General features: G+C 70.1%; 17 protein-coding genes. 8 read left to right on the plus strand and 9 right to left on the minus strand.

Annotation, left to right across the window (positions count from 1 at the left end; genetic code table 11):
- Nucleotides 1-114 precede the first annotated feature (114 nt).
- A complete protein-coding gene (locus UA74_RS20705; protein WP_075741748.1) occupies nucleotides 115-1,176 on the minus strand; it encodes a glucose 1-dehydrogenase in 1,062 nt (353 codons plus the stop codon).
- A 406-nt stretch (nucleotides 1,177-1,582) separates the two neighbouring features.
- Between UA74_RS20705 and UA74_RS20710 the strand changes: the two genes are divergently transcribed.
- From UA74_RS20710 to UA74_RS20720, 3 genes are all read left to right on the plus strand, one after another.
- Nucleotides 1,583-2,314 (plus strand): (Fe-S)-binding protein, encoded by a 732-nt coding sequence (locus UA74_RS20710; protein WP_232237860.1) that lies wholly within the window; start codon nucleotides 1,583-1,585, stop codon nucleotides 2,312-2,314.
- Nucleotides 2,296-3,726, plus strand: coding sequence for a LutB/LldF family L-lactate oxidation iron-sulfur protein (locus tag UA74_RS20715; RefSeq protein ID WP_075741749.1), 1,431 nt, complete (start codon nucleotides 2,296-2,298; stop codon nucleotides 3,724-3,726). The genes UA74_RS20710 and UA74_RS20715 overlap by 19 nt, the downstream gene beginning before the upstream one ends.
- 91 nt (nucleotides 3,727-3,817) lie before the next feature.
- A complete protein-coding gene (locus UA74_RS20720; RefSeq protein WP_075766264.1) occupies nucleotides 3,818-4,420 on the plus strand; it encodes a LutC/YkgG family protein in 603 nt (200 codons plus the stop codon).
- Nucleotides 4,421-4,451: 31 nt separating this feature from the next.
- Here UA74_RS20720 and UA74_RS20725 read toward each other — a convergent pair whose 3' ends face one another.
- Nucleotides 4,452-4,919 (minus strand): NUDIX domain-containing protein, encoded by a 468-nt coding sequence (locus tag UA74_RS20725; RefSeq protein ID WP_075741750.1) that lies wholly within the window; start codon nucleotides 4,917-4,919, stop codon nucleotides 4,452-4,454.
- Between the two features lie 1,034 nt (nucleotides 4,920-5,953).
- On the opposite strand from UA74_RS20725, the gene UA74_RS20730 reads away from it, so the two are divergent.
- Nucleotides 5,954-10,150 (plus strand): ThuA domain-containing protein, encoded by a 4,197-nt coding sequence (locus UA74_RS20730; protein ID WP_232237351.1) that lies wholly within the window; start codon nucleotides 5,954-5,956, stop codon nucleotides 10,148-10,150.
- 314 nt (nucleotides 10,151-10,464) lie between these two features.
- Here the strand turns inward: UA74_RS20730 and UA74_RS20735 are convergent, their stop codons facing one another.
- Nucleotides 10,465-11,241 carry an SGNH/GDSL hydrolase family protein gene (locus UA74_RS20735; RefSeq protein WP_157434342.1) on the minus strand — a complete coding sequence of 259 codons (777 nt, stop codon included), beginning with the start codon at nucleotides 11,239-11,241 and terminating at the stop codon, nucleotides 10,465-10,467.
- 113 nt (nucleotides 11,242-11,354) lie between these two features.
- Here UA74_RS20735 and UA74_RS20740 point away from each other — a divergent pair, with 113 nt between their 5' ends.
- From UA74_RS20740 to UA74_RS20750, 3 genes are all read left to right on the plus strand, one after another.
- A complete protein-coding gene (locus UA74_RS20740) occupies nucleotides 11,355-12,026 on the plus strand; it encodes a response regulator transcription factor (RefSeq protein ID WP_075741752.1) in 672 nt (223 codons plus the stop codon).
- Nucleotides 12,023-13,483: a sensor histidine kinase gene (locus tag UA74_RS20745; protein ID WP_075765261.1), complete on the plus strand. Its 1,461-nt coding sequence runs from the start codon at nucleotides 12,023-12,025 to the stop codon at nucleotides 13,481-13,483. The genes UA74_RS20740 and UA74_RS20745 overlap by 4 nt, the downstream gene beginning before the upstream one ends.
- Nucleotides 13,484-13,852: 369 nt before the next feature.
- Complete coding sequence (locus UA74_RS20750; RefSeq protein ID WP_232237352.1) at nucleotides 13,853-14,260, plus strand: hypothetical protein; 408 nt, start codon at nucleotides 13,853-13,855, stop codon at nucleotides 14,258-14,260.
- Here UA74_RS20750 and UA74_RS20755 read toward each other — a convergent pair whose 3' ends face one another.
- Nucleotides 14,261-15,475, minus strand: a complete 1,215-nt coding sequence (locus UA74_RS20755) for an acyltransferase family protein (protein ID WP_075765265.1) — start codon at nucleotides 15,473-15,475, stop codon at nucleotides 14,261-14,263.
- 451 nt (nucleotides 15,476-15,926) lie between these two features.
- On the opposite strand from UA74_RS20755, the gene bdeA reads away from it, so the two are divergent.
- A complete protein-coding gene (bdeA, locus tag UA74_RS20765; protein WP_157434343.1) occupies nucleotides 15,927-16,955 on the plus strand; it encodes a bis(hydroxyethyl) terephthalate hydrolase in 1,029 nt (342 codons plus the stop codon).
- Between the two features lie 239 nt (nucleotides 16,956-17,194).
- Here the strand turns inward: bdeA and UA74_RS20770 are convergent, their stop codons facing one another.
- The 5 genes from UA74_RS20770 to UA74_RS20795 form a co-directional block, all read right to left on the minus strand.
- Nucleotides 17,195-18,052, minus strand: a complete 858-nt coding sequence (locus tag UA74_RS20770; protein WP_075741757.1) for a sugar phosphate isomerase/epimerase family protein — start codon at nucleotides 18,050-18,052, stop codon at nucleotides 17,195-17,197.
- Nucleotides 18,053-18,729: 677 nt separating this feature from the next.
- Nucleotides 18,730-19,917 carry a substrate-binding domain-containing protein gene (locus tag UA74_RS20780; protein WP_083683423.1) on the minus strand — a complete coding sequence of 396 codons (1,188 nt, stop codon included), beginning with the start codon at nucleotides 19,915-19,917 and terminating at the stop codon, nucleotides 18,730-18,732.
- A complete protein-coding gene (locus UA74_RS20785; protein WP_075741759.1) occupies nucleotides 19,914-20,930 on the minus strand; it encodes an ABC transporter permease in 1,017 nt (338 codons plus the stop codon). The genes UA74_RS20780 and UA74_RS20785 overlap by 4 nt, the downstream gene beginning before the upstream one ends.
- Nucleotides 20,927-21,961 (minus strand): ABC transporter permease, encoded by a 1,035-nt coding sequence (locus tag UA74_RS20790; protein ID WP_075741760.1) that lies wholly within the window; start codon nucleotides 21,959-21,961, stop codon nucleotides 20,927-20,929. Before UA74_RS20790 ends, UA74_RS20785 begins: the two co-directional genes overlap by 4 nt.
- Entirely contained in the window at nucleotides 21,958-23,445 is a 1,488-nt protein-coding gene (locus UA74_RS20795; protein WP_075741761.1) for a sugar ABC transporter ATP-binding protein, read from the minus strand. The genes UA74_RS20790 and UA74_RS20795 overlap by 4 nt, the downstream gene beginning before the upstream one ends.
- Nucleotides 23,446-23,936 lie beyond the last annotated feature (491 nt).

Here is a 23,936-nt window from a genome sequence, read left to right on the forward strand (position 1 = left end):
GCCGAGGACAGGCGCTGAGCAGGCGGCATCGGCTCGCAGCACGGAGCGCGGGCCGAGCCTGCCTGCGACCTCGGCACGACGAGCCGGGCGAGCGGGCCGCCGACGGGCCTGCGGTCAGCCGCCGGTGGTCGTCAGGTCGATGATCACCTTCACGTCGTCCTCGTGGTGTTCGAAGGCCTCGTGGAATCGCGCCAGCGGGACGCGCCTGGTCACCAGTCGGGCGAGCCAGTCCCGGTTCGCCGCCGCCAGGGCGTCGGCGGCAAGCGTGTAGTGCCCCAGGTTGGCGTTGACCGAGCCGAAGACGGCGTCGTTCTCCAGGACGATGCTCCGGTTGAGGCTGCCGAGGTCGGTGGGCAGCACCCGACCCGGCGAGGAGACGCCGGTGAGACAGACGATCCCGTAGGCGGCGGTCACCGCCATCGCCTCGCACACGAGCTGATCGACGCCCGTGGCCTCGATGACGATGTCCGGGCGCAGTCGCGTGCCGAATGCCGACACGCCGTCGTGGTGATAGGTGGCCCCGAGGTCCCGGACCAGGGCGACCTTGGGTCCGTCGACGACCCGGTCCAGCACGTGGACGTCGAGGCCGCGTTGGACGCCGATGAGCGCGGCGAGCAGGCCGATCGGCCCGGCGCCGGTGATGAGGACGCTCTTCGGCTCGTACCAGGAGCGCTGCCCGATCCGCTCGATCTGATCCCAGGCCTTGGCGACCACGCTGGTCGGCTCCAGCAGCATGCCGACGTCGGAGAGCCGGGGGTCGAGCCGGACCGCGTACTCGGACTCCACCGTCCAGGCCTCGCTCGCGTAGCCGTCCAGGCCCTTGATGCCGCGCTCGGTGTAGCGGCCGTTGCGACACATGTCGAAGTACCCGCGCGCACAGGCGCCGCAGGGCTCGGGGTCCGGTCTTCTGACGACGCCCACGACGAGGTCGCCTTCGGCGAAGTCGGAGTCCGCGGGCGCCTGCCGAACCCGGCCGAGGGACTCGTGCCCGATGATCAGCCTCCTGCGGCCCGGCACGGCCTCCCCGAACTGGGCGTCCACGATCTCCCGGTCCGTTCCGCACACCCCCACCGCGAGGCCGTCCACGAGCAGCTCGCCCGGTCCGGGTGTCGGGTCGTCCACCTCGTCGACTCGCAGCGAGTCCTGCTCGCCCGGCGTCACCGTCAACGCACGCATGTCCGGTCCCCTCCCGCTGCCACGGCTCGTTTCGAACCCTGATCAGACAAGACCATGACACGAACGGCCCTCGCCCCGCTGCCGTGCCACCCACACCCGTCCCACTGCCACCATCCGACTCGCTCGACTCGCGCGGGTCTGCTCGGCGTGGGAGGGAGGGAGCCTGCCCACGAACGGCCCGTGGTGCGCTGAGACGATCCTGATTGCGACGAGACCGGCCGAGCGCGGAAACGGCGGAATCGGGCGCGGGCGACGCCGCCGGAGCAGGCACGGCGCTGGTCGGCGAGGACACCGCCGGGCCTGCCGGCCGGTTTCAGCCGTCGATTTCCGGCTCGGGGTGCACGCATCGCCCCGCCCGGTCTGACAAGCTCGGAAGCACCGGCATGGCGGCGGAGGAACAAGGGGGCTGGTGGTAGTGCGGGTGGCGCTGTTCGCGACGTGCGTGACCGACACGTTGTACCCGCGCACCGGGCAGGCCGTGGTGCGGCTGCTGGAGCGGCTCGGCTGCGAGGTCGACTTCCCGGCGGCCCAGACCTGCTGCGGGCAGATGCACTACAACACGGGATATCCGAAGCACGCGGCGGCGCTGGCCGCCGACTACGAGCGCATCTTCACCGAGTACGACGCGGTGGTGGCGCCGTCGGGCTCGTGCGTCGGCATGGTCCGGGAGATCTACCCGAAGCTGCTCGACTCGACGCAGGCCGCCATCCGCAGCCATGAGCTGTCGGAGTTCCTGGTGGACGTCCTGGGCGTCACCGACGTCGGCGCCTACTTCCCCCATCGGGTCACCTATCACCCCACCTGTCACTCGCTGCGGATGCTGAAGGTCGGCGACCGACCGATGCGGCTGTTGCGCGCGGTGCGGGGCCTGGAGCTGGTGGAGCTGCCCGAGGCCGAGTCCTGCTGCGGCTTCGGCGGCACCTTCGCCATCAAGAACGCCGACACCTCCAGCGCGATGCTGACGGACAAGATCAAGGGCATCACCGAGACCCGCGCCGAGGTGCTCACCGCCGGGGACAACTCCTGCCTGATGCACATCGGCGGCGGGCTGTCCCGGCTCCGGGCAGGCGTCAGTCCTGTTCACCTCGCGGAGATCCTGAGCAGCACGGAGGAGGAGCCATGGCAGGCCGTGGCGTGACCTGGCTGGGCACGCCGACCTTCCCCAAGGCGGCGCGCACGGCCCTGGCGGACACTCAGCTGCGCACCAATCTGCGCAACGCGACGACCACGATCCGAGGCAAGCGGGCAGGCGCCGTGGCCGAGCTGCCCGACTGGGAGCCGCTGCGGCTGGCAGGCGAGGCGATCAAGGACGAGGTGCTCGCCGACCTCGGCACCTACCTGGAGCGACTGGAGGCCGCGGTCACCGCGCGCGGCGGGGTCGTGCACTGGGCCCGCGACGCCGTGGAGGCCAACGAGATCGTCCTGCGCCTCACCCGCGAGGCGGGCGCCGACGAGGTCGTCAAGATCAAGTCGATGGCGACCGCCGAGATCGGGTTGAACGAGGCGCTGGCCGAGGGCGGCGTGCAGGCGGTGGAGACCGACCTCGCGGAGCTGATCGTGCAGCTGGGCGAGGACCGTCCCTCCCACATCCTGGTCCCCGCGATCCACCGCAACCGCTCGGAGATCCGGGAGATCTTCCGGCGGGAGATGCCCGACGTGCCCGAGGACATCACCGACGAGCCCAGGGAGCTGGCCGAGGCGGCCCGCAGGCACCTTCGGCAGAAGTTCCTCACGGCGAAGGTGGCCGTGTCGGGGGCGAACTTCGCGGTGGCCGACAGCGGATCGGTGGTGGTGGTCGAGTCCGAGGGCAACGGTCGGATGTGCCTCACCCTGCCGGAGACGCTGATCACCGTGATGGGCATCGAGAAGGTGGTGCCGACGTGGTCCGATCTGGAGGTCTTCCTCCAACTCCTGCCCCGGTCGTCCACTGCGGAGCGGATGAACCCCTACACGTCGGTGTGGACCGGGGTGACGCCCGGTGACGGGCCGAAGAACTTCCACCTGATCCTGCTGGACAACGGTCGCACCGACACGCTGGCCGACACGGTGGGCAGGCAGGCGCTGCGCTGCATCCGGTGTTCGGCCTGCCTGAACGTGTGCCCGGTCTACGAGCGCACCGGCGGCGCGGCCTACGGCTCGGTGTATCCGGGTCCGATCGGCGCGATCCTCACCCCGCAGCTGCTCGGGGAGGACGTCGACAAGCAGGCGAGGTCGCTGCCCTATGCCTCCTCGCTGTGCGGCGCGTGCTTCGAGGTCTGTCCGGTGCGGATCGACATCCCCGAGGTGCTGGTGCACCTGCGGGCCGAGGCGGTTCAGGCCAAGAACAAGACCTCTCCGGAGGCGGTGGCGATGGCCGCGCTCGCCTGGGCGATGGGCGACGCCCGCCGCTGGGCCGCAGCCCAGAAGGCCGCCGGGATCGGCAGGCTGCTCAGTCGGGGCGGGCGGATCACCAGCCTGCCGTGGCCGGGATCGAAGTGGACCTCCTCGCGGGACCTGCCCGCGCCGCCCAAGGAGACGTTCCGCGCGTGGTGGAGGAGGACCCGTGGCTAAATCCGAGCGCGCGGCGACAGGGCACGCGGGGACCGGGCAGGCGGCGGCCGAGCGCGCGGGGACCGGGCAGGCGGGCTCGGCACGCGAGGCCGTGCTGGGCCGCATCCGGGCCGCACTGGCCGACCGGCCCGGCCCGGTCACGGTGCCCAGGGACTACGACCGCACCCGCGAGGCGGCCGATCCGCTCGCGCTGCTCGCCGAGCGGATCGAGGACTACCGCGCGGTGGTGCACCGGGTCGACGCCGCCGGACTGCCCGGCCGGATCGCGACGTCGTTGGCGGCACGCGGCGCCCGCCGGATGGCCGCCCCCGTCGACCTGCCCACGAGCTGGCTGGCACCCGAGGTGACCTGGCGGCCCGACACGGATCAGTCGTTGACCATCGACGAGCTGGACGGCATCGACGGCGTGCTCACCGGCTGCGCGGTGGCCGTGGCCGAGACCGGCACGCTGGTGCTGGACGCGGGCGAGGCGCAGGGCAGGCGAGTGCTCACCCTGCTGCCCGACTATCACCTGTGCGTGGTGCGGGCCGATCAGGTGGCGGTCTCGCTGCCCGAGGCGCTGGCCCGGCTCGACGGCACCAGACCGCTGACCTTCGTGAGCGGCCCGTCGGCGACCAGCGACATCGAGCTGAACCGCGTCGAGGGCGTGCACGGCCCCCGCACGCTCGAAGTCGTCATCGTCACGGGCGGGTAGATCCCGCCCCCGCAGGGATCTGGGCGAGTCGTTAAACGACCGGAGGAAGATCTGCCAGCACCGCGGAGCGGTTCTCCAGCACGAAGTCACGCAGAACGGTGGGCTTGAGGTCATACTCGGCCAACTGCTCCAGCGGGATCCGCTCCATCTCGTAGCCGCCACGGCTGACGTCGGTGTGCTCGTCGCCGGTCCGCGCCGACTCATCAAGGCTGACAAGGGTGGCGGCGAAGAAGTACTGGACGCTCTGCCCGCCCTCGGCAACGGAAGTGATTAGGGTCAGCTGCTGCCCGATAACTGCCTTCGCGCCGAGTTCCTCGAGCAACTCGCGCTCCAACGCGGCCTCACGGCTGGGATCCCCGGGTTCGATACCACCGCCCGGCGTCGTCCAGTACGGAGCTACCCCAGCCTTGGTGCGCTTGATCGCCACCAGCTGACCTTCATGATCGATCAGCACAGCACGAGCCGACCGCCGCACGATCGGCACCACCGATGACGTCACGATGATCTCCCTGGCTGAAGAAACAGTCCACCCCCATTGTCATCGGATGCCGCGAAACCTCCAGCACTGCCCACCGGGCCCTCGCGTCCCGATGGGGCGAAGCGCGCGCGGTTCCCTCGCACAACTGCCAGCGCGGAACGTCAACGGACTGGATGAGTCGCTCCTCCACCCGACCACACGGGCCGTCCGCACCCGTCTGTCGATTCGGTGTCCACTGACGACTCTGGTCGCCCGGCCGCCGGTCTTTCGGATCGTTCCATCAGGCAGAGCGCCGGCACCTCAGCCCCGGCAACCGGTCCGCCGTGGGCAGGTCTCCTCGGGCGTCCGGACCACGGCGCCGCCTGCGGCGAATGCCGACCGCGGGCCAGGTCCGCCGACCGCGTGCGGTGTACGTTCACACAGTATTGACATGAAGGACCGGCTGTACTTAACTGATTATGCTATCCGCCATCTTCCCGGGCAGGCGGCGCCTGGGTGTTAGCGGTCGTTTGATTAATGACCGACGACGCACCACGTCGCAACAGCACGATGACGCCCGTCGGCGTCGAATCATTCGATTCGACGCGGGTTGATCATCGGGAGAGGTTGGCCGATTTGTCAGTGCATCGATCCGGCAGCCCGAGGCAGCGGACCACCAGGCCCGACGCAGGCTGACCGCCTTCCACGACCGCTCGTCCCCCGACTCCTCCGGCTGGGACCCTTCGCGGCCGATCCGAATCCTGACCTGCACCGATCGACCAGCACCCCTGCCTGAATCGTTCTAGCCCGGCAGGGTGAGGTCGCTCGCGGAGACGGCCGAGGATCGCGACTGCGACGGTCGTCGAGCACCGATCCCGCAACCGACCGTCCCGGCGGTCGGCCCCTGACGCCCGACCGACGGGAAATCCGGCGGCCGGCCATCGACCCTGCCCTGACGAGTTCCTGCCAGCACCTCGAATCGTGTTCGCGAGAACGCGGGAAGGAGCCTGCCGAAAGAACCGGTCGCAGTGTGCCGACCGACGCATTTTGCCACCCGCTGAACAAGGAGCAACAAATTGCATCGCATCAGACGCGCGATGGGATTACTGATCGCATCCGCTCTCGCCGTTCTGCTGACCGGGCCGGTGCCCCAGGCCCTCGCCCAGGAGTCCGAGCAGCCCGAGTTCCGTGCCCTGCTGTTCACCAAGGCCGTCGGATACGTGCACAACTCGATCCCGAACGGGATCGCGATGTTCGAACGGCAGGCCGCCGAAGAGGGCTTCGAGCTGGTCGAGACCGACGACTCCAGCGTCTTCAATGACGAGGACCTCGCCACCTTCGACGCGGTGATCATGCTCCAGAACTCGGGCATGGTCTGGGAGACCGAGGAGGAGCGGGAGGCGATTCAGACCTACCTGCGCAACGGCGGCGGCATCACGGCCGTGCACAACTCCCTGGACATGGGCATCGAGAACGACTTCCCCTGGTGGGACGACACCATCAACGGCGGGGCGCACATGCCGACGCACTCGCCGGGGACCCTGGACGGCACCGCGTGGACCCTGGACCGGGTGCACCCCTCCACCGAGCATCTGCCGCAGGTGTGGGACCGGGCCGAGGAGTGGTACAACTTCGACCCCAACCCGAGGGGCAACGTCCACGTCTTGGTCGCCGCCGACGAGCGGACCTACAACCCGGGTAACGACGCGATGGGGCCGGACCACCCGATCTCCTGGTGTCACCGGCCCGAGGGCGGGCGCGTGTGGGCCACCGCGATGGGCCACGAGCCCGACTCCTACGACAACGAGCCGCTGTTCCAGCAGCACGTGCTCGGCGGTCTGAAGTGGGCGGCGGGCGTCGCGGAGGGCGACTGCGGCGGCACCGTGTGGAACAACTTCGAGAAGATCACCCTGGACGGCGACACCGACGACCCGATGCAGCTCGACGTCGCCGACGACGGCCGGGTCTTCGTGGCCGAGCGGGGCGGCGACCTGACCGTCTTCAAGCCGGACACCAACACCACCGTCACCGCGGGCTCGCTGGACGTCTACACCGGCGGCGAAGACGGTCTGGTCGGCATGACGCTCGACCCGGACTTCGCCGAGAACGGGTGGGTGTACCTGTACTACTCCCCCGCCGATGCCGACGAGGACATCAACAGACTGTCCCGCTTCACCATCGAGGGTGACACGCTCGACCTCGCGTCGGAGTCGGTCGTGCTCGACGTGCCCGCCTACCGCAGCCGGACCTACCCGGAGCCGGGCCACACCGGCGGCGCGCTGGACTTCGGCATCGACGGCTCCCTGTTCCTCGGCGTCGGCGACGACGTCCCGCCGAACCTGTCGTCGCACTGGCAGGGCTATGCGCCGATCGACTGGCGGCCCGGCCAGGAGATGCTGGACGCGGCGCGCACCTCGGGCAACACCAACGACCTGCGCGGCAAGATCCTGCGGATCACCCCGCTGGACGAAGGCGGCTACGCCATCCCCGAGGGCAACCTCTTCGAAGAGGGCACCGAACTGACCCGACCGGAGATCTACGGCATGGGCTTCCGCAACCCGTTCCGATTCCGCGTCGACCCGGAGACCGGTCACCTGCACGTCTCCGACTACGGGCCCGACCGGCACGGCCAGCCCGACGAGCGGGGACCACAGGGCTTCGTGGAATACGACGTGCTGACCGAGCCGGTGAACTCCGGCTGGCCGTTCTGTCACGGAAACAACGAGCCTTACGCGCCGTACAACCCGGACACCGGCGAGGTCGGCGAGAAGTTCGACTGCGACAACCTGGTCAACGAGTCGCCGAACAACACCGGCCTGACCGAGCTGCCGCCCGCCGAGATGCCGCAGGTCTGGTACGACTACGCCATCTCGCCGGAGTTCCCGGAACTGGGTTCCGGCGGCAGCGGGCCGATGAGCGGGCCGGTCTACCGCTTCGACCCCGACAGCGAGTCGGAGACGAAGTTCCCGGAGTACTTCGACGGGGTGCACTTCTTCTACGAGTGGACCAGGGACTACATCAAGGAGTTCCACCTCGACGAGGACAACCAGTTCCTCAAGAGCAACGACTTCCTCGCCAACGAGACGTTCAACAAGCCGATGGACATGGAGTTCGGCTCGGACGGCTCGCTCTACCTGCTGGAGTGGGGCAGCGGGTTCGGCGGCGGCAACAGCAACTCCGGCCTCTACCGGATCGATTACAACCAGGGGCAGAGCCGACCGGTCGCCGTGGCGACCGCGAGCGCGACCAACGGGCCGACGCCGCTGGAGGTGACCTTCTCCAGTGAGGGCAGCAACGACCCCGCCGGTGGTGACATCACGCTGGGCTGGGACTTCGACGGCGACGGCACGGTGGACTCCACCGAGGCGAACCCGACGCACGTCTACACCGAGCCGGGGGTCTTCACCGCTCAGCTGCGGGTCACCAACGTCGCGGAGCAGACGGGGTACGCGAACATCGAGATCACCGTGGGCAACACCGCGCCCACCGTGGTGTTCGACGCCCCGCCCAACGGCGGACTGATCGAGTTCGGCGAGGACGTCTCTTACGAGCTGACCGTCACCGATCCCGAGGACGGCGAGGTCGACTGCGCCGAGGTGCTCGTGCGGCCCGCACTGGGCCATGACGACCACGAGCACGACACGAGCGACATCGCGGGCTGTTCGGGGACGGTCGACACCGCCGACCTCGGCGGACACCCGGAGGGCGCGAACCTCTACTACGTCCTCAACGGGCGCTACACCGACGGCGGCGGCGAGGGTGTCGGCTCGCTGACCGGCTACGACCGCCGGGTGTTGCAGCCGAAGAACAAGCAGGCGGAGTACTTCACCGACTCCTCCGGGGTGCGGGTCGTCAACGACGCGGGCGCGGAGAGCGGCGCCAGGGTCGGGGACGTCAGCGACGGCGACTGGATCGCCTTCGATCCGATCAGCCTGGAGAACATCGACTCGGTGAGCTACCGGGTGTCCTCGATCATCGAGGGCGCCTCCATCGAGCTGCGGGCGGGATCGCCGGAGGGTGAGCTGGTCGCGACCACGTCGGTGCAGAACACGGGCGGCTGGTCGAACTACGAGCAGACGGAGTCCGTCGACGTCGAACTGGCGGGGAGCCACACCGTCTATCTGGTGTTCCGTTCGCCCGCGAACAACTCGCTGGATCTGGACTCGGTCCGCTTCGAGGGTGCTGGCTTCAGCACGCCGCCCGGCGGCGGTGAGGACACGACGGCTCCGGTGACCACGGCGAGCACCACGCCGAGCGAGCCCGACGGCCAGGAAGGCTGGTACACCACCAGCCCCGTCCAGATCACCCTCGAGGCCACCGACGACGCCGGCGACGTCGCCACCACCGAATACCGCATCGGCGACGGCGACTGGACCACCTACGAAGAACCGATCACCCTCACCGACGACGGCACCCACACCGTCGACTACCGCTCCACCGACACCGCAGGCAACACCGAAGACACCCAGACCCTCGACATCGCCCTCGACACCACCGCACCCACCACCGAGGTCGTGCTGCCCGAGAGCGGGGGGCAGGGTTGGCATGACGGGGAGGTGACCGTGGAGCTGACCGCGTCCGATGAGGGCTCCGGGGTCGCGAGAACGGAGTGGAGCCTGGACGGCGGCGACTGGACCGCCTACACCGAGCCGGTCACCGTGACCGGCGAGGGCCCGCACTCGGTCCTCTACCGGACCGTCGACGTGGCGGGCAACGTGGAGGACGAGAAGGCCGCCACCATCCTCATCGACCCCACCGCACCCACGCTGCTGGTGGCCGGGGTGGCCGACGGACGGGTCTACGGCGACGCCACCGACCTCGTCCTGAGCTGGCACGCGGAGGACGCGACCTCGGGGATCGACTCCGTGGTGGGCACGCTGAACTCGACGGAGCTGGCCTCCGGGGAATACGTGCCGCTGCACCGGCTGTCGCTGGGCATCCAGGAGCTGTCGGTGACCGCCACCGACCGCGCGGGCAACACCACCGAACAGTCGGTCTCCTTCGCCACCACCACCTCCACCCGCGACATCAGCCAGCTCATCGACCGATTCCGCGCCACCAACCGACTCTCCCTCACCGCCACCACCCAACTCCGCACCCAACTCACCACCGCGCGGCTGGCCGAGGCAGGAGGCGACGACTTCGCGACCATCGCGGAACTCCAGACGCTCCAGACCCTCGTCGGCGACACCAGCCTCGTCACCGCAGGCGACGTCCGCAGCACCCTGGACCGCGACATTCAGGCCGTGATCGACGCGATCGAGGGAGGGTGAGTACGCATTGATCCGTTGATCCGTTGATCTTCGGACCCATCACGACCTCGGGGTCGGCGGCCGCGCAGACCGGGCCGTCGACCCCGAGGCGTCTGAAGGACAGCCCCGGAATCGACAGCTCTCGTGGTGCACAGACGACGTCGAGTGGTTGCCGTGGGACCGGTGGCCCGAAACAGTGGCCGTCGGCATGAGCGCTCAGACGCGAGGCCGGTCGGCGCGCACCTCGCCGTCGGCGTCGCCACGGCGGTCCAGCACTCCACCGTCGATCAGCGTCGGCATCGCCCGTTTCACAACCCGACGGGCAAGGCAGCTGGTCAACAGGCCCCGAAGTGCCCGTCCGCGGACCAGCCTGCGTTGGCCCAGTCCTCGGCGGCTGCCGGTGTGAAGCCGGGGAACTGATCCGCCAGTTCGGCAAGCAGCCAGGCGGTGAAGCGAGCGGCGCCCTGCGGGCAGGTATGGATGCCGTCGGCGTTGCGGTCGGCCGTGCCGTCCCGGATCTCCGTATAGGCGGTGCCCCATACTTCGCCCGCGTCGAGCACCCTTGCCTGACCGGACGACTCCGCCGCGACCGCCCTGGCGGCGTCGGCGGTGCGATCGAGATCTGCCATGTGCGGTTCGTAGAAGTCGTCGGGCCTGATCGGCGGCACGGTGACGAAGACCAGTTCCGCGCCTGCCTCGGTGACCGTGGTCGACAACCGGTCGTAGCCTGCCTCCTGCTCCGCCTGGGTGCCCCAGTCGTAGGTGGTGATCTGGTAGACGACCGCGTCTGCCTCAGCAGTGGCGATCTGCTCGGGAAGCTCCGTCCAGTGCTCCTCGGCGAACGGCCCGACGACATTCCCGCCGCCCTCGGAGGCCAGGGATTCGAACTCGACGCCGCTGGCCTCGAACGCGGCGGCCAACGGCAGCGCCTCGCCGACCGCGATGGAGTCGCCGATGAACAGCACCTTGGACAGTCCGGGCTCGGTGGCGGCGTCCGCCGCCGTTGCGTCGGTCGCCGCCGTTGCGTCATTCGCAGTGGACTCGCCGGAGCAGCCGGCAGCCAGCAGGAGCAGGCCGCTCAGGCCGAGGACGAGGCTCGGTGTCTTGGTCATGGCGTCGACTGTGCCGAGGCCGTGTCCTGCCGCCGCCCCCGCTGTGTCCCAGTTGCGTCGCAGGGGACCCGTCGCAGGCGCGGGGCCGTCGCTGCCGGGTCGATACTGGGCGGGTGGCCACGCTTCTGCTCATCGAGGATGATCCCCTGGTCCGACGCGGGTTCCAGCTGGCGCTGAGCAGACACGGGCATGACGTCCGCACGGCGGACTCCGGCGAGGAAGGGTTGCGAGAGTTCCACTCGGCCAGGCCGGACCTCGTGGTGCTCGACCTGATGCTGCCGGGCATCGACGGATTCCAGGTGTGCCGCCGTATCCGGGCCGTCGGTGATGTACCAGTGATCATGCTGACCGCGATGGGCGACGACTTCGACGTCGTCGGTGGTCTGGCGGCAGGCGCGGACGACTACGTCGTGAAGCCCGCCCAGCCCTCCGTGCTCGACGCGCGGATTCGTGCCGTGCTGCGCCGCAGCGCGGGTCACGACGGCGTGCGAGTCCATCGCGACCTGCACATCGACACCACGGCGTTGACGGTGTCGCTGCATGGCAGGCCGGTGCCGCTCTCACCGACGGAGCTGCGACTGCTGCTGACCCTGTCGCGCGCCCCTGGGCGGGTGTTCAGCAGACAACTGCTGCTGGAGGAGGTCTGGGAGCACGACTACCTCGGCGACTCCCGCCTGGTCGACAACTGTGTGCAGCGGCTGCGGGCGAAGATCGAGGACGTTCCGGCCGCCCCGGAGTACATCCAGACCGTGCGCGGGTTCGGGTACCGGTTCGGGCCGGTATGACGAAGAGGGCGCGGGCAGTGCCGAGCAGGCAGCGAACGAGGGAACTGCGGCGGACGCTGTGGCCGCGTGGGCTTCGTGCGCGATTGCTGGTCGCCTTCGTACTGGTCACGGTGCTCGGTGCCGCTGCGGCGGCCTGGTCGAGCGCAGGCTCGGCGAGCACGGCGCTGGTCACCTCGACTCAGGCGCGGCTCGCCGAGACCATCGCGGGCCAGATCGGTGCGATCACCCCGGAGCTCACCTATCCACCGGACCAGGAGTCGCTCGACAGGCTGCGCGCGGCCGTCGGACCGAACACGCTGGTGACGTATCAGAACCTCCGATCGGTGAGCGGCGACGGCACCGAGCTGATCACCGACGCAGTGCGCACCGAGGTGCGCGGCGGGAACCGACTCGTCACACAGCGGATCGTCGCCGAGGGCACGCCATGGCTGCTGGTCGGCACCCCGGTCGTGATCACGCAGCCGGACGGGGACAGTGCGCCTTCCGGCATCGAGGTGTACGCCGTGCACGACCTCACCGATGTCGAGCAGCAGATCGAGGGCTTCACCAGATCCGCGGCAGGCACCGCCGCGCTGGCACTGCCGCCTGCGGTGCTCCTGGCGCTGGTGGCCGCGCGCAGCGTGCTGCGCCCGGTCCGCGAAGTCCGGGACACCGCGCGGCGCCTGGCTGCAGGCGACCTCGACGCGCGGTCGCCGCCCAGGGGCGCCGACGAGTTGGCGGAACTGACCGTCACTATCAACGAGATGGCCGAGTCGGTGCAGACGTCGATGGCGGCGATGCAGCGAATGCAGGCCGACGCCAGGAGGTTCGCCGCCGACGTCTCGCACGAGCTGCGCACGCCCCTGAGCACGCTGACGGCGGTGGTGGAGGTGCTGGCGGCCACGGCCGACGAGATGGCGGCGGATTCCAGGGAGTCCGCGCAGCTGGCGATCACCGAGACGCACCGGCTGGTTCGGCTCGTCGAGGACCTGATGGAGGTCTCGCGATTCGACGCGGGCAGCGCCCGACTGCACAGCGAGGAGGTCGACGTCGTCGGTGCCGTTCGGGACTGCCTGCGCGTCCGTGACTGGCTGAACCGGGTCGAACTGGTGGCGCCGGAGGAGATCCGGCTCCGCCTCGATCGACGCAGGCTGGACGTCATCGTGGCGAACCTCGTCGGCAATGCGCTCCGGCACGGCACACCACCGGTGCGGGTGCGGGTGCTGACCTCCCACGAGCAGGTGTGGATCGAGGTCACCGACAGCGGGCCAGGCATACCCCAGCGGGTGCTGCCGTATGTCTTCGACCGCTTCTACAAGGCCGATGCCGCTCGCACCCGTACTCCAGGCAGCGGACTGGGGCTGGCGATCGCGCTGGAGAACGCCCGTCTGCACGGCGGCGAGCTCACTGCGGACAACATCGACGGTGGCGGTGCGCGGTTCGTGCTGCGACTGCCGGTCTCCATTTCGGCGCCGTGAGCGACGCTTGCGGAGCGAACCGACACCACCGAGCGACACCTGCACAGCGAACCGACACCACCGAACGACACCTGCACAGCGAACCGACACCACCGAACGACACCTGTGCGCCGAACCAGCCCACAGCACCACGCTCGGGGTCGCCGAACCAACCAGCGCGAACACTGCGGACACCGTGACCAGCTGAGCGGATTCGCGCATCGAAGACAGGCGCAGGGCGCACCGAGCCGAGCGACCAGCGTGCGCCGACCGAGAACACCAGGCAACCGGGAACGGCGCCGCCGAGGCATTCGAAGGGACGTCGTGAAGCGGATCTGGTCGGCGGCAGCGGTTCTGCTACTGGCGGGCTGTGGAGTCCAGCCTTCGGGGGTGGTCGATGGAGTCGAGGCCCCGACCGGCCTGGCACCCGGTGTGACGCTGTACTTCGTCGACGCGAACGATGAGCTCCAGCCGCAGCAGCGGGACACGGGCCGCCTCGGGACGATCGCCGAGGCGATGTCCCTGCTGCTGTTGGGGCCCGGACATTCGGCGGTGTACACGGGGATCGCGCCGATCTCGACACCCCGCGTCGTGGTGACCACCACGACGGAGCTGATCGAACTCACGGTGCCGTTCACCATCGACGATGTCACCCCGGTGGGCCTCGACCAGATCGTGTGCACGGCGCTGGGCGTCCACGTGCAGGGCGGCGGGTCGAAGACCACCCAGGTGCAGGTCCGCTTCGTCCAGCCGACCCCGGAGTCGGCTGAGCGGCGGACCTGCCCGCTGATCAACTGATCAGATCAGCTTCGTGATGTCGATGGCGGGCGGGGCCGGGGCGGGCAGCGCCAGCCACAGGGCGGTCATACCGATCACGAGCGCCACGAGCGCGAGCAGCCCGCTTTGTCCCTTCGCCCACCTGGCGTGGAACCGAATCGGATCCTCGACCAGGTATTTCGACAGCACCGCCATGCCGATCGACACGGCGAACACCACCGCAGTCCCGGCCCACCCGTCAAGTCCCGTCCGCTCCGGGGAGAGCAGCACGATGACGGGCCAGTGCCACAGGTACAGGCTGTAGGAGATCAGTCCCAGCCAGCGGAGCGGCTGCCAGGCGAGCGCCGTGGCCACCCAGGAGCGCGGCGTCTGCGCACACAGCACGATCAGCAGTGCGGAGGCCGCCGAATGCACGAAGAGCCCGCCGGTGAACAGCCACGAGGAGCCGACCCCGTCGACCAGCAGCCACGCCGTGCCGAGCCCGACCGCCAGCGATGCCGAGAGGAAACCGCCCCATCGGCCGACCACCCTGGTCAGCAGGGCCCGTACCGGTCGCGCGGCGACCACGGCGCCGAGCAGCAGGGAGAACGCCCGGGTGTCGGTGCCGGTGTAGACCCGCGTCGGGTCCGCCGGGTCGACCAGTGTGATCATCACTACCAGTGACAGGAGCGAGGCCAGCGCTGCGGCCACCGCGACCCGGTGGTCCGCCCGCCGTGTACACCTGGCGATGATCAGCAGGAACATCGGCCAGACGAGGTAGAACTGCTCCTCGACCGCGACGCTCCACAGGTGCTCGAACACCCGGGCCGCCCCGAATCGGTCCCAGTAGCTCGCCGACTCGGCGAGCAGATGCCAGTTGACCAGGTTCAGCAGCACCCATGGGCCGTCCGCGAGCGTCGTCCGGAGCAGGTCCGGCGGCCCCGCCGCCCAGACCAGCACGGTGACACAGGCGAGCATGACGGCCAGCGCCGGCAGCAGTCTCCGGAGCCGCCGTCCCCAGAACGGGACCAGCGACACTGCGCCGGTCGCCTCGATCTCCCGCAGCAGCAGGTCGGTGATGAGGTAGCCGGACAGTGCGAAGAACAGGTCCACGCCGAGGAAACCGCCGGACAGGTGGCCGGTGTGGAACAGCAGTACCCCCAGGATCGCGACACCCCGCACGCCGTCCAAGGCAGGCACGTGGGACGTGCGTCCCGTGGCCGACTCGGCGGCCTTGATCGGTTGAACTTCCGTCATGGCGCCGACTGTGTCGAGCCCGTGTCCGGGCGCCTTCCGAGTCTTGTCGCAGCCGGGTCGTGACCGACGGGCCGGACCCGGATCGCCACCGCCGACGACGTTCGCTGGGATGTGGCGGACGTCGATGGCTGCCCACCTCGACGACGACAGCGGAAGTCCTGGGCGAGACGGCGTGGTCGGTGCGGTCGGTGCGGTCCGAGCCGCTGAACCGCGAGGTCTGTTCGTGCCGGTGCAGGCCGACCGGTCCTGCGCGGGCGGTCGGGTCCGTCCAGACGGTCACCGTCGCTGAGACCGACACCGTCATCCGTTCGGCCCCGCAGCCGGGTCGGCAGGTGCCCAGCGCTCGGCCGCCTACAGCGCACGGGGCCCGAGAACCCCGCCGCCGAGACCGGTGATTTCGCCGATGCGGTGCGTACCGAGCCGCGGCGATGATGGCCGCGGAACGTGATCGATGGCATCGCCGGAGTGCACCGGCCCTCCCCTCTCGACGCGGGCGTTCACCAGGACGCCGACGTCGACCGTGCGCACTCCCGGCGGTTCCGCTTTCGATGAACAGGAGTACAACGACGTGCAGTCATCGAGCATCACCTCCCGCAGCGGCCGGTCCGCCCGCCGCACGACCCGATCGCGGCTGGCCGGACTGGTCACGGCGCTGACCATGGTCGCCACCGGCCTGGCGGTCGCGCCCGCCGCCTCGGCCCAGCAGAATCCGCACGAGCGGGGTCCCGCCCCCACCGAGAGCAGCATCGAGGCGGTGCGCGGCCCGTTCGCGGTCGCCGACACCCGCGTTTCCTCGCTGGTGTCCGGCTTCGGCGGCGGCACCATCTACTACCCGACCGACACCAGCCAGGGCACCTTCGGCGCCATCGCGATCTCGCCCGGCTACACCGGGACGCAGTCCACGATGGCCTGGCTCGGCCCGAGGATCGCCTCGCAGGGCTTCGTGGTCTTCACCATCGACACGATCACGACCCTCGACCAGCCCGACAGCCGGGGCAGACAGCTCCTGGCCGCGCTGGACTATCTCGTCGAGGACAGCAGCGTCCGAAGCAGGATCGACCCGAACCGGCTCGGCGTGATGGGCCACTCGATGGGCGGCGGCGGAAGTCTTTCTGCGGCGCAGAACCGGCCCGCGTTGCAGGCCGCCATCCCGCTGACCGGCTGGCATCTCTCGAAGAACTGGTCGCGGGTCACGGTGCCGACGCTGATCGTCGGCGCCGAGAACGACTCCGTCGCCTCGGTGCGGACGCACTCGATCCCGTTCTACGAGAGCCTGCCGTCCTCATTGGACAAGGCCTACCTGGAGTTGGACGGCGCGTCGCACTTCGCCCCGAACGTCTCCAACACGACGATCGCGAAGTACAGCATCTCGTGGCTCAAGCGCTTCATCGACGACGACACCCGCTACGAGCAGTTCCTCTGCCCCGCACCCGACGACCGGGAGATCTCGGAATACCGGGACACCTGTCCGCACTCGTAGGGCGGCGGTCGCGCGCTGCACCGATCCGGCACGCGCGACGCGAGAGGCCTCGCCGCCGACGGCGGTCGCCACCAGGCGGCCGCCGTCGGCGTCTGCGCGGTTCCGCGGCAACGACCGGTCGTCCGGGACGGAGACCCGGCCCTGCCGCGAAGTCGGTCCGGCGGCGGACGGACCCGGCGGACCGGGTTCGGTGTCCGCCGGGAACGCAGGCAGGCCGCCGAGAGGCAGGCAGGCCCCGGTCAGCTCGACTGGGCCGACCGCAGGAAGGCGAGCCCGTCGACGGCGATGGCGTCCTGTGTCTCGGCCAGCGGACGCCAGACCGAGGCGGCCACCGCGATGGCGTCGTTGTGCGCGGTGAAGGACTCGATGCACAGGGTGCCGCGATATCCCGCCGTCCGCAGCGCGCCGAGGAAGGCCTGCCAGTCCAGGTGATCGGTCCCCGGCGTGCCCCGGTCGTTCGCGCACACCTGGACGTGCGCGATGCGTTCGCCCGCCGCCAGGATCGGCGTGACGAGGTCGTGTTCCTCGATGTTGAGGTGGTAGGTGTCCAGCATGAGCCCGACCGAGGCCGAGGGCAGCCCGTCCACGGCGGTCATGGCCTGCTCGACGGTGTTGATCACGCTGGTCTCGTAGCGGTTGAGCGGTTCCACGGCCAGCCGCACGCCGCGCTCGCCCGCATAGTCGGCGACGGGGGCGAGGTTCTCGCGGAACTGCCGGAACACCGAGTCCCGCTCGGCGGAGTCCATCCGCCAGGCGCGACCGACCTCGGCGTACATCGGCCCGCCCACCACCCGACTGCCCAGCCGCACCGCCACGTCGACGCAGTGCCGCAGATAGTCCTGGGTGGCGGCGATCTGCTCGTCGGGCGCGGCGACGAGGTTGCGGCCCGCCGAGGTCACGACGCACACGCTCGCTGCGGCCAGCCCGTGTTCGGCGAGCAGCTCGGCGGTCCGACCCACGTCGATGTCGTCACGCTGTTCGACCGGCAGCTCCACCGCGTCGAATCCCCAGGCCGCGATCCGGGGCACCAGTCTCGTGAGCGCCGCATCGCTCAGCGGCGACTCCCAGACCCAGGTGTTCACTCCGATCGGGAACATCGATCTCCTTCACTCACGACGTCGGTCGCGGCAGCCCTGCGCCCGCCCTCGGCGCCGCGACGTCCACCCGCTGTCGCGGGCGTCGACGAGGGCGCGGGATGCGGGCGGTACGAACGGGGTCGGGCAGGACGGCCGCGGATGGTCTTCCTCGGGGCGAGCGGGCCGGACGTGATGGCGGCAGCGGTCACGTCCGGCCTTTCATCGGCGCACGGCGGTCCGACACACGGGAGCCGGGCCGGGGCACCGCCTACGGCAGCGCACCGGCCGGGCAGGCCCGCGGTCGGCTGGTCGGTCGAAGGAATTCAGCCGGTCCGGCCTGCTCGGCCGAGCGGCGATCGTCGACGGCCAAGACGGCCGCCGGATCGGCCCGAGCGAGCGGGTCAGTCCGGGCAGCGGTCGTCCCCCAGCAGCACCTCACCCCCAGGACGGCGATCACGGCGCGTCGCCCGCCGACGCCGACAGCGGTCGGACTCGGGCGGTTCGCGTGCGCACGTGGTCACAGGCGGCGTGACGACGATCGGCGAACCGGCGACGCGGTCTGAGAGCCTGTCTTTAATCCCCACTTTCCTGTTGCGCGGGGCCAGGGGGATCAAAAACAGACTCTGAGCGTCGGCGCTACAGCGGGAGTGGTCGCCACGGCGGCGGTGGGCGACCACTCCCGCTCCCGCGCCCCTACGTCAGCCTCCCCACTCCTCGGGGAAGCCGGGCAGGTCCTCGCACCCGCAGAGGGCGTAATGCTGTGGCGGCATGCCCTCCTGCAGGTAGGAGTCCAGGTTGTCCTCGGTCACGACCGGCTGCGGCAGCCGCCATTCCCGAGGAACCTCCTCGCCGTTCAAGATCCGCAGGGCGGCGATCACGGGCGTCCGCCACTGGAAGGTCGGGTAGCCGGGTGCGATCGCGGTCAGGTCCTTGTCCTGCCAGGCCTGGAGGAAGTCCTGCTGGTCCTCGCCGACGATCGGCGGGATCTCCATCCCGGCGTCCTCGAAGGCCTCGGTGACGGCGACCGACGTGGCGCCCGCGTCCATCCACACCCCGTCCAGGCCGCCCGTGCGCTGGATGTAGTCGGAGACGATGTTCTTCGCCGTGGCCGGGTCGTCCTCGGTGAACTGGACGCCGACGATCTCCAGGTCGCTGTCCTCGAAGACGCGCTCGGCGGCGGCCCACCGATGCTCCAGCACGTCCACGCCGGGTGCGATCCGCAACGCCAGCACCGAACCGCCGGGCTCGACCTCGTCCCGCAGGAACTCCGCGCCCGCCGCACCGTAGGCGTAGCCGCCGATGGGGCTGATGAAGGTGACCGGGCAGTCCGTCTCCACTCCCCGGTCGAAGACGATGACCGGGACCTCGCCGCAGGCGGCCTCCACCGCAGGGGTCAGCGTGGCGGTGGTGTTCGGCGAGACGATGAGCGCGTCGCAGTCCTGGGCGGCCAGCGAGCCGATGTCGGAGATCTGCTTGTCATCCTGGCCCTGGCCGTCGAGAGCGGTGAAGTTCTCGATCTCCGGGTGCAGGGCGACCTCGGCCTGCATGGTGCGCCAGCCGACCGCGCGCCAGGAGTTGAACAGTCCGGCGTTGGAGAAGCACAGGTTGTGCGGGCCGTCCTGCTGATACTCGCTGGTGTCGATCATCTCCGGATCGATCATCTGTTCCCAGGGCCGGTCGTCGGGGCCCTCGGGAGTGGCCTCGCGCAGCGCCATCTGGGCCTCGTAGTCGGACTGGACGAAGAACTCCGACTCACCGGCCGCGTCGGCTCCCGTGGTCTCCGTGCCCAGATCGGTGTCGGCGGGCACCTCGCTGGTGCACGCGCCGAGCACGAGCAGGGTCGACACCGACATGATCGTCAGGGTCGACCGGATTCTGGCTCTCATCGCCTCTCCTTCGTCGAGTTGGGAACGCGTCGACGCCGCGACCACGAGACCGCCCCGAGGGCGACGGCGGCGATGACGATGACGCCCTGCACGGTGGACTCCAGTGCACCGGAGACGCCGAGCATGGTGAGCAGGGTGAAGAGGGTCTGGAGGGACAGCGCCCCCGCCATCGCGGCCACCACGGAGCCTCGGCCGCCGCCGAGGGCGACGCCGCCGAGGACCACGGCAGTGATGGCCTCGAACTCCATGCCGTTGCCCGCCTGCGCCGAGATGCCGGTGAAGCCGCCGACGAGCACGGCGGCCATCGCCGCCGCGAGTCCGGACAGGACGAATGCCGACACCCGCAGCCGGTGCACCCGAACGCCGGACAGCGCGGCGGCGGCGTCGTTGTCGCCGGTGGCGACCAGGGTCCGGCCGGTGTCGGAGCGCATGAACAGCACGGCGGCCACCGCGATGACCACCAGCACGACCACCGCCCACGGGAGCCAGGGCAGGCCGGGCACCATCCCTCGGCCGAGGGTGCGGTACCCCTCGGACAGATAGCCGCGCGGGGCGCCCTGGGTCCAGAAGAACACCGCGCCCTGGAGGATCAGCATCATCCCGAGCGTGGTGATGAACGAGGGCACCGCGAGCACCGTGGACACCAGGCCGTTGAGGAGTCCGACGACCATGCCCGCGACGAGCAGGATCAGGACCGCCACCGGCCACGGCATGTCGGGGACGATGTTGAACAGCTCGGCGGCGACGACCACGCCCACCGTGACGATCGAGCCCACCGAGAGGTCGAAGCCGCCGGAGACCATGACGAAGTACTGACCGGCCGCCAGGATGATCAGCGGGGCGGCCCGGCGGATGAAGGCCAGCAGTCGATCCGGTTCGTAGAACCCGATGTCGACGAAGGCGAGCACGATCAGCAGCACGCCGAGCAGGACGAACACCGGGGTGCTCGCCGACAGGGCGGCGGGCAGGCGGAGTCCGGCCCGCCGCGCCTCGGGGGCGACGGTGTCACTCATCCCGACCTCCGTTGGTCCTGCTGCCTGCGGCGGGCGACGCTCTGCCTGGCGTAGAGGGCCACCGCAGCGATGATCACCACGCCCCGGACGACGTTCTTGAAGAAGGGATCGACGCCGAGCTGGTCGAAGACGTTGTCCAGGACCGAGAGGATCAGGACGCCGCCGATGGTGCCGATCACCCCGCCTCGCCCGCCCGCGAGCAGACTGCCGCCGAGCACCACGGCGGCGATCGACACGAGGTCGTACTGGCCGTCGGTGCCCGCCAGCGGCGCCCCCGCGCCGAGCCTGCTCGCCAGGAAGACCCCGGCCAGGCCCGCGCACAGGGAGCACAGCACGTGCGCGGCGATCACCGTGCGATCGGTGCGGACGCCGGAGAGCCTGGCGACCTCGCGGTCGCCGCCGACCGCGTAGATGTGATGTCCGAGGCTGGTACGCCGCAGCACGAACCAGGTGAGCGTCGCGACGGCGGCGACGAGGAAGACCGACACCGGCAGCGGCCCGATCCGGTCGTAGCCCAGCCGCTGGAACTCGGTGGGCACGTCGCCTGCGGGCCCGGTGTAGGTGTTCTCCAGATAGCCCCGCAGGATCAGTGCCACGCCCAGGGTGGCGATGAAGGCGTTGACCTTGAGCTTCGTGACGATCAGCCCGTTGCCCAGGCCGACCAGGCCCGCCAGCAGCAGGGCGGCGGCGACGCCCGCGACGATGCCCGCCGCCTCCATCACCTGCGCGGTGATCAGGGTGACGAGGCTGATCAGGTAGGCCACCGAGAGATCGAGGGAACCCGCGAGGATCGCGTAGGTCTGACCGATCGCGACCAGGCCCAGCGCGGCGGAGTTCTGCAGGATGGTCACCGTGTTGGCGACGGTGACGAAGTCCCCGCCCCGCATGCCGACGATGATCCAGCCGATCAGGTAGACCGCCACGAGTGCGAGGTAGACCAGCACGACCGGATCGGCGAGGCCCGCCCGCGATCTGGCCGGGGCGACCCTCGATAACGGCGGCGGAGCGGTCGTGCCGCTCAGGGGCGTCATGCGGCGCTCTCCGCGCCGGTGCTCAGTCTCATGATCTCTTCCTCACCGACGCCCGGAGGCAGCTCGCCCGCGACGGCGCCGTCTCTGAGCACCACGATCCGATCGCTCATCCCGATGAGTTCCGGCAGTTCCGAGGACACCATCAACACCGCCATGCCCTGTCGGGCCAGGTCTCGGACGAGTTCGTGAATGGCGGCCTTCGCGCCGACGTCCACGCCTCGGGTCGGCTCGTCCAGCACGAGGACCCCCGGGCGGACGGCGAGCCACTTGGCGAGCACCACCTTCTGCTGGTTCCCGCCGGAGAGCAGCCGGACCTCCTGGCCGCTGCCGCGCGCGCCGATCCGCAGGTCGTCCAACAGCTCGGTGACGTCCACGGTCCCGGCCCGGCGGCGGCCGGTGAACACTCCGCGCACCACCAGCAGCGCGTTGTCCCGAATGGACTGGCGCAGGGCCAGGCCCTCGGCCTTGCGGTCCTCGGTGACCAGGCCGATGCCCGCGCGGATCGCGGCGCGTGGCGAGGCCGGTCGCAGCGGCGCATCGTCCAGGGTCATCTCGCCCCTGGTGAAGGGGTCCGCCCCGAAGACGGCGTGTGCCAGGGAGCTGCGGCCGGAGCCCTGCAGTCCGGCGACGCCGACGATCTCGCCCGCACGAACCGCCAGGTCGATGTCGCGCAGCCGGGCGTTGCCCGCGCCGCGCAGTCGCAGTCGCACGGGGCCGAGGTCGGCGGGCTCCGCCCGATCCGGGTAGTAGTCGCCGAGTTCGCGACCGACCATCAGCCGGATCAGGTCGTCGGCGGTGACCTCGTCGGTGGGTCGGCAGGCGGTTCGTCGGCCGTCCTTGAGCACCGTCACGCGGTCGGAGAGGTCGAAGATCTCCCGCATCCGGTGGGAGATGTAGAGGATTCCGATGCCGCGTTCGATCAACCGTCGAACTAACGAGTACAGCAGTTCGACCTCGTGATCGGCCAGCGCGGCGGTGGGCTCGTCCATCACCACGATGCGTGCGTCACCCGCCAGGGCCTTGACGATCTCGACGACCTGCTGCTGGGCGACGGAGAGCCTGCGCACCGGTGTGTGCGGGTCGATGGACATCTCGCCGATGTCGGCGAGCAGCGCGGCGGTCCGGTCCGCCATCGCCCGGCGATCGACGACGCCCGTGATCCTGCCGAGCAGGCCGCCGCGCCTCGGTTCGCGGCCGAGGAAGACGTTCTCGGCGACGGTGCGATCCGCCAGGAGCGTCAACTCCTGGTAGATGATGGCGACGCCCGCGGCCTGCGCCTCGACGGGGTGGGCGAAGGAGACCTGTTCGCCGTCGATGCGGACGGTGCCCGCCTCCGGTTCGTGCACCCCGGCGAGCACCTTCATCAGGGTGGACTTGCCCGCCCCGTTCTCACCGACGACGGCGTGCACCTCGCCCGCGCGGAGCTCCAGGTCCACTTCGGTCAGCACGGGGACGCCGACGAAGCTCTTCGAGATTCCTCTCATCTCCAACAGGCACGGCGACTGGTCCCCCACGCTGCCCTCCGATACGCCGATGTAATTCAGGTCACTGTATGGACTTTCGCCCACTTTGACCAGAAGGTTGTTTGGCCGGAATGAAAGTTGTCCGACTTGAGACAAGTCCGGTACGTACCGTAACGATCACCCTGCCCGACGGACACCACCGTTCGCCGGGTCGTCGACACGCCGTCCGGCGCGACGAGACCCCGGCGTGGCGCGTGCCGTCGGCCAGTCGCCGCAACCGGCGCGGGGCATCGGTCGCGCGGGTTCGGGACGGCCGTTCGCCGTTGCCTGCATCACCGATGCCCTGCGCCGCAGGCGATCCGGCTCGAGCTCGGTGGTCCGATCCGGTAGGCACGGCAGGGCGGATCGTCCGGGCCTCGGGCCGATCACGGCCGGGCCGTCCGGCGGTCGGGGACTCGCCTCGCTCGACCGCGGCGGGGGACGTCGCGAGCGCGCGACGGCCTGCCGCGCCG

The sequence above is a fragment of the Actinoalloteichus fjordicus genome (assembly GCF_001941625.1).
Taxonomy (GTDB): domain Bacteria; phylum Actinomycetota; class Actinomycetes; order Mycobacteriales; family Pseudonocardiaceae; genus Actinoalloteichus_A; species Actinoalloteichus_A fjordicus.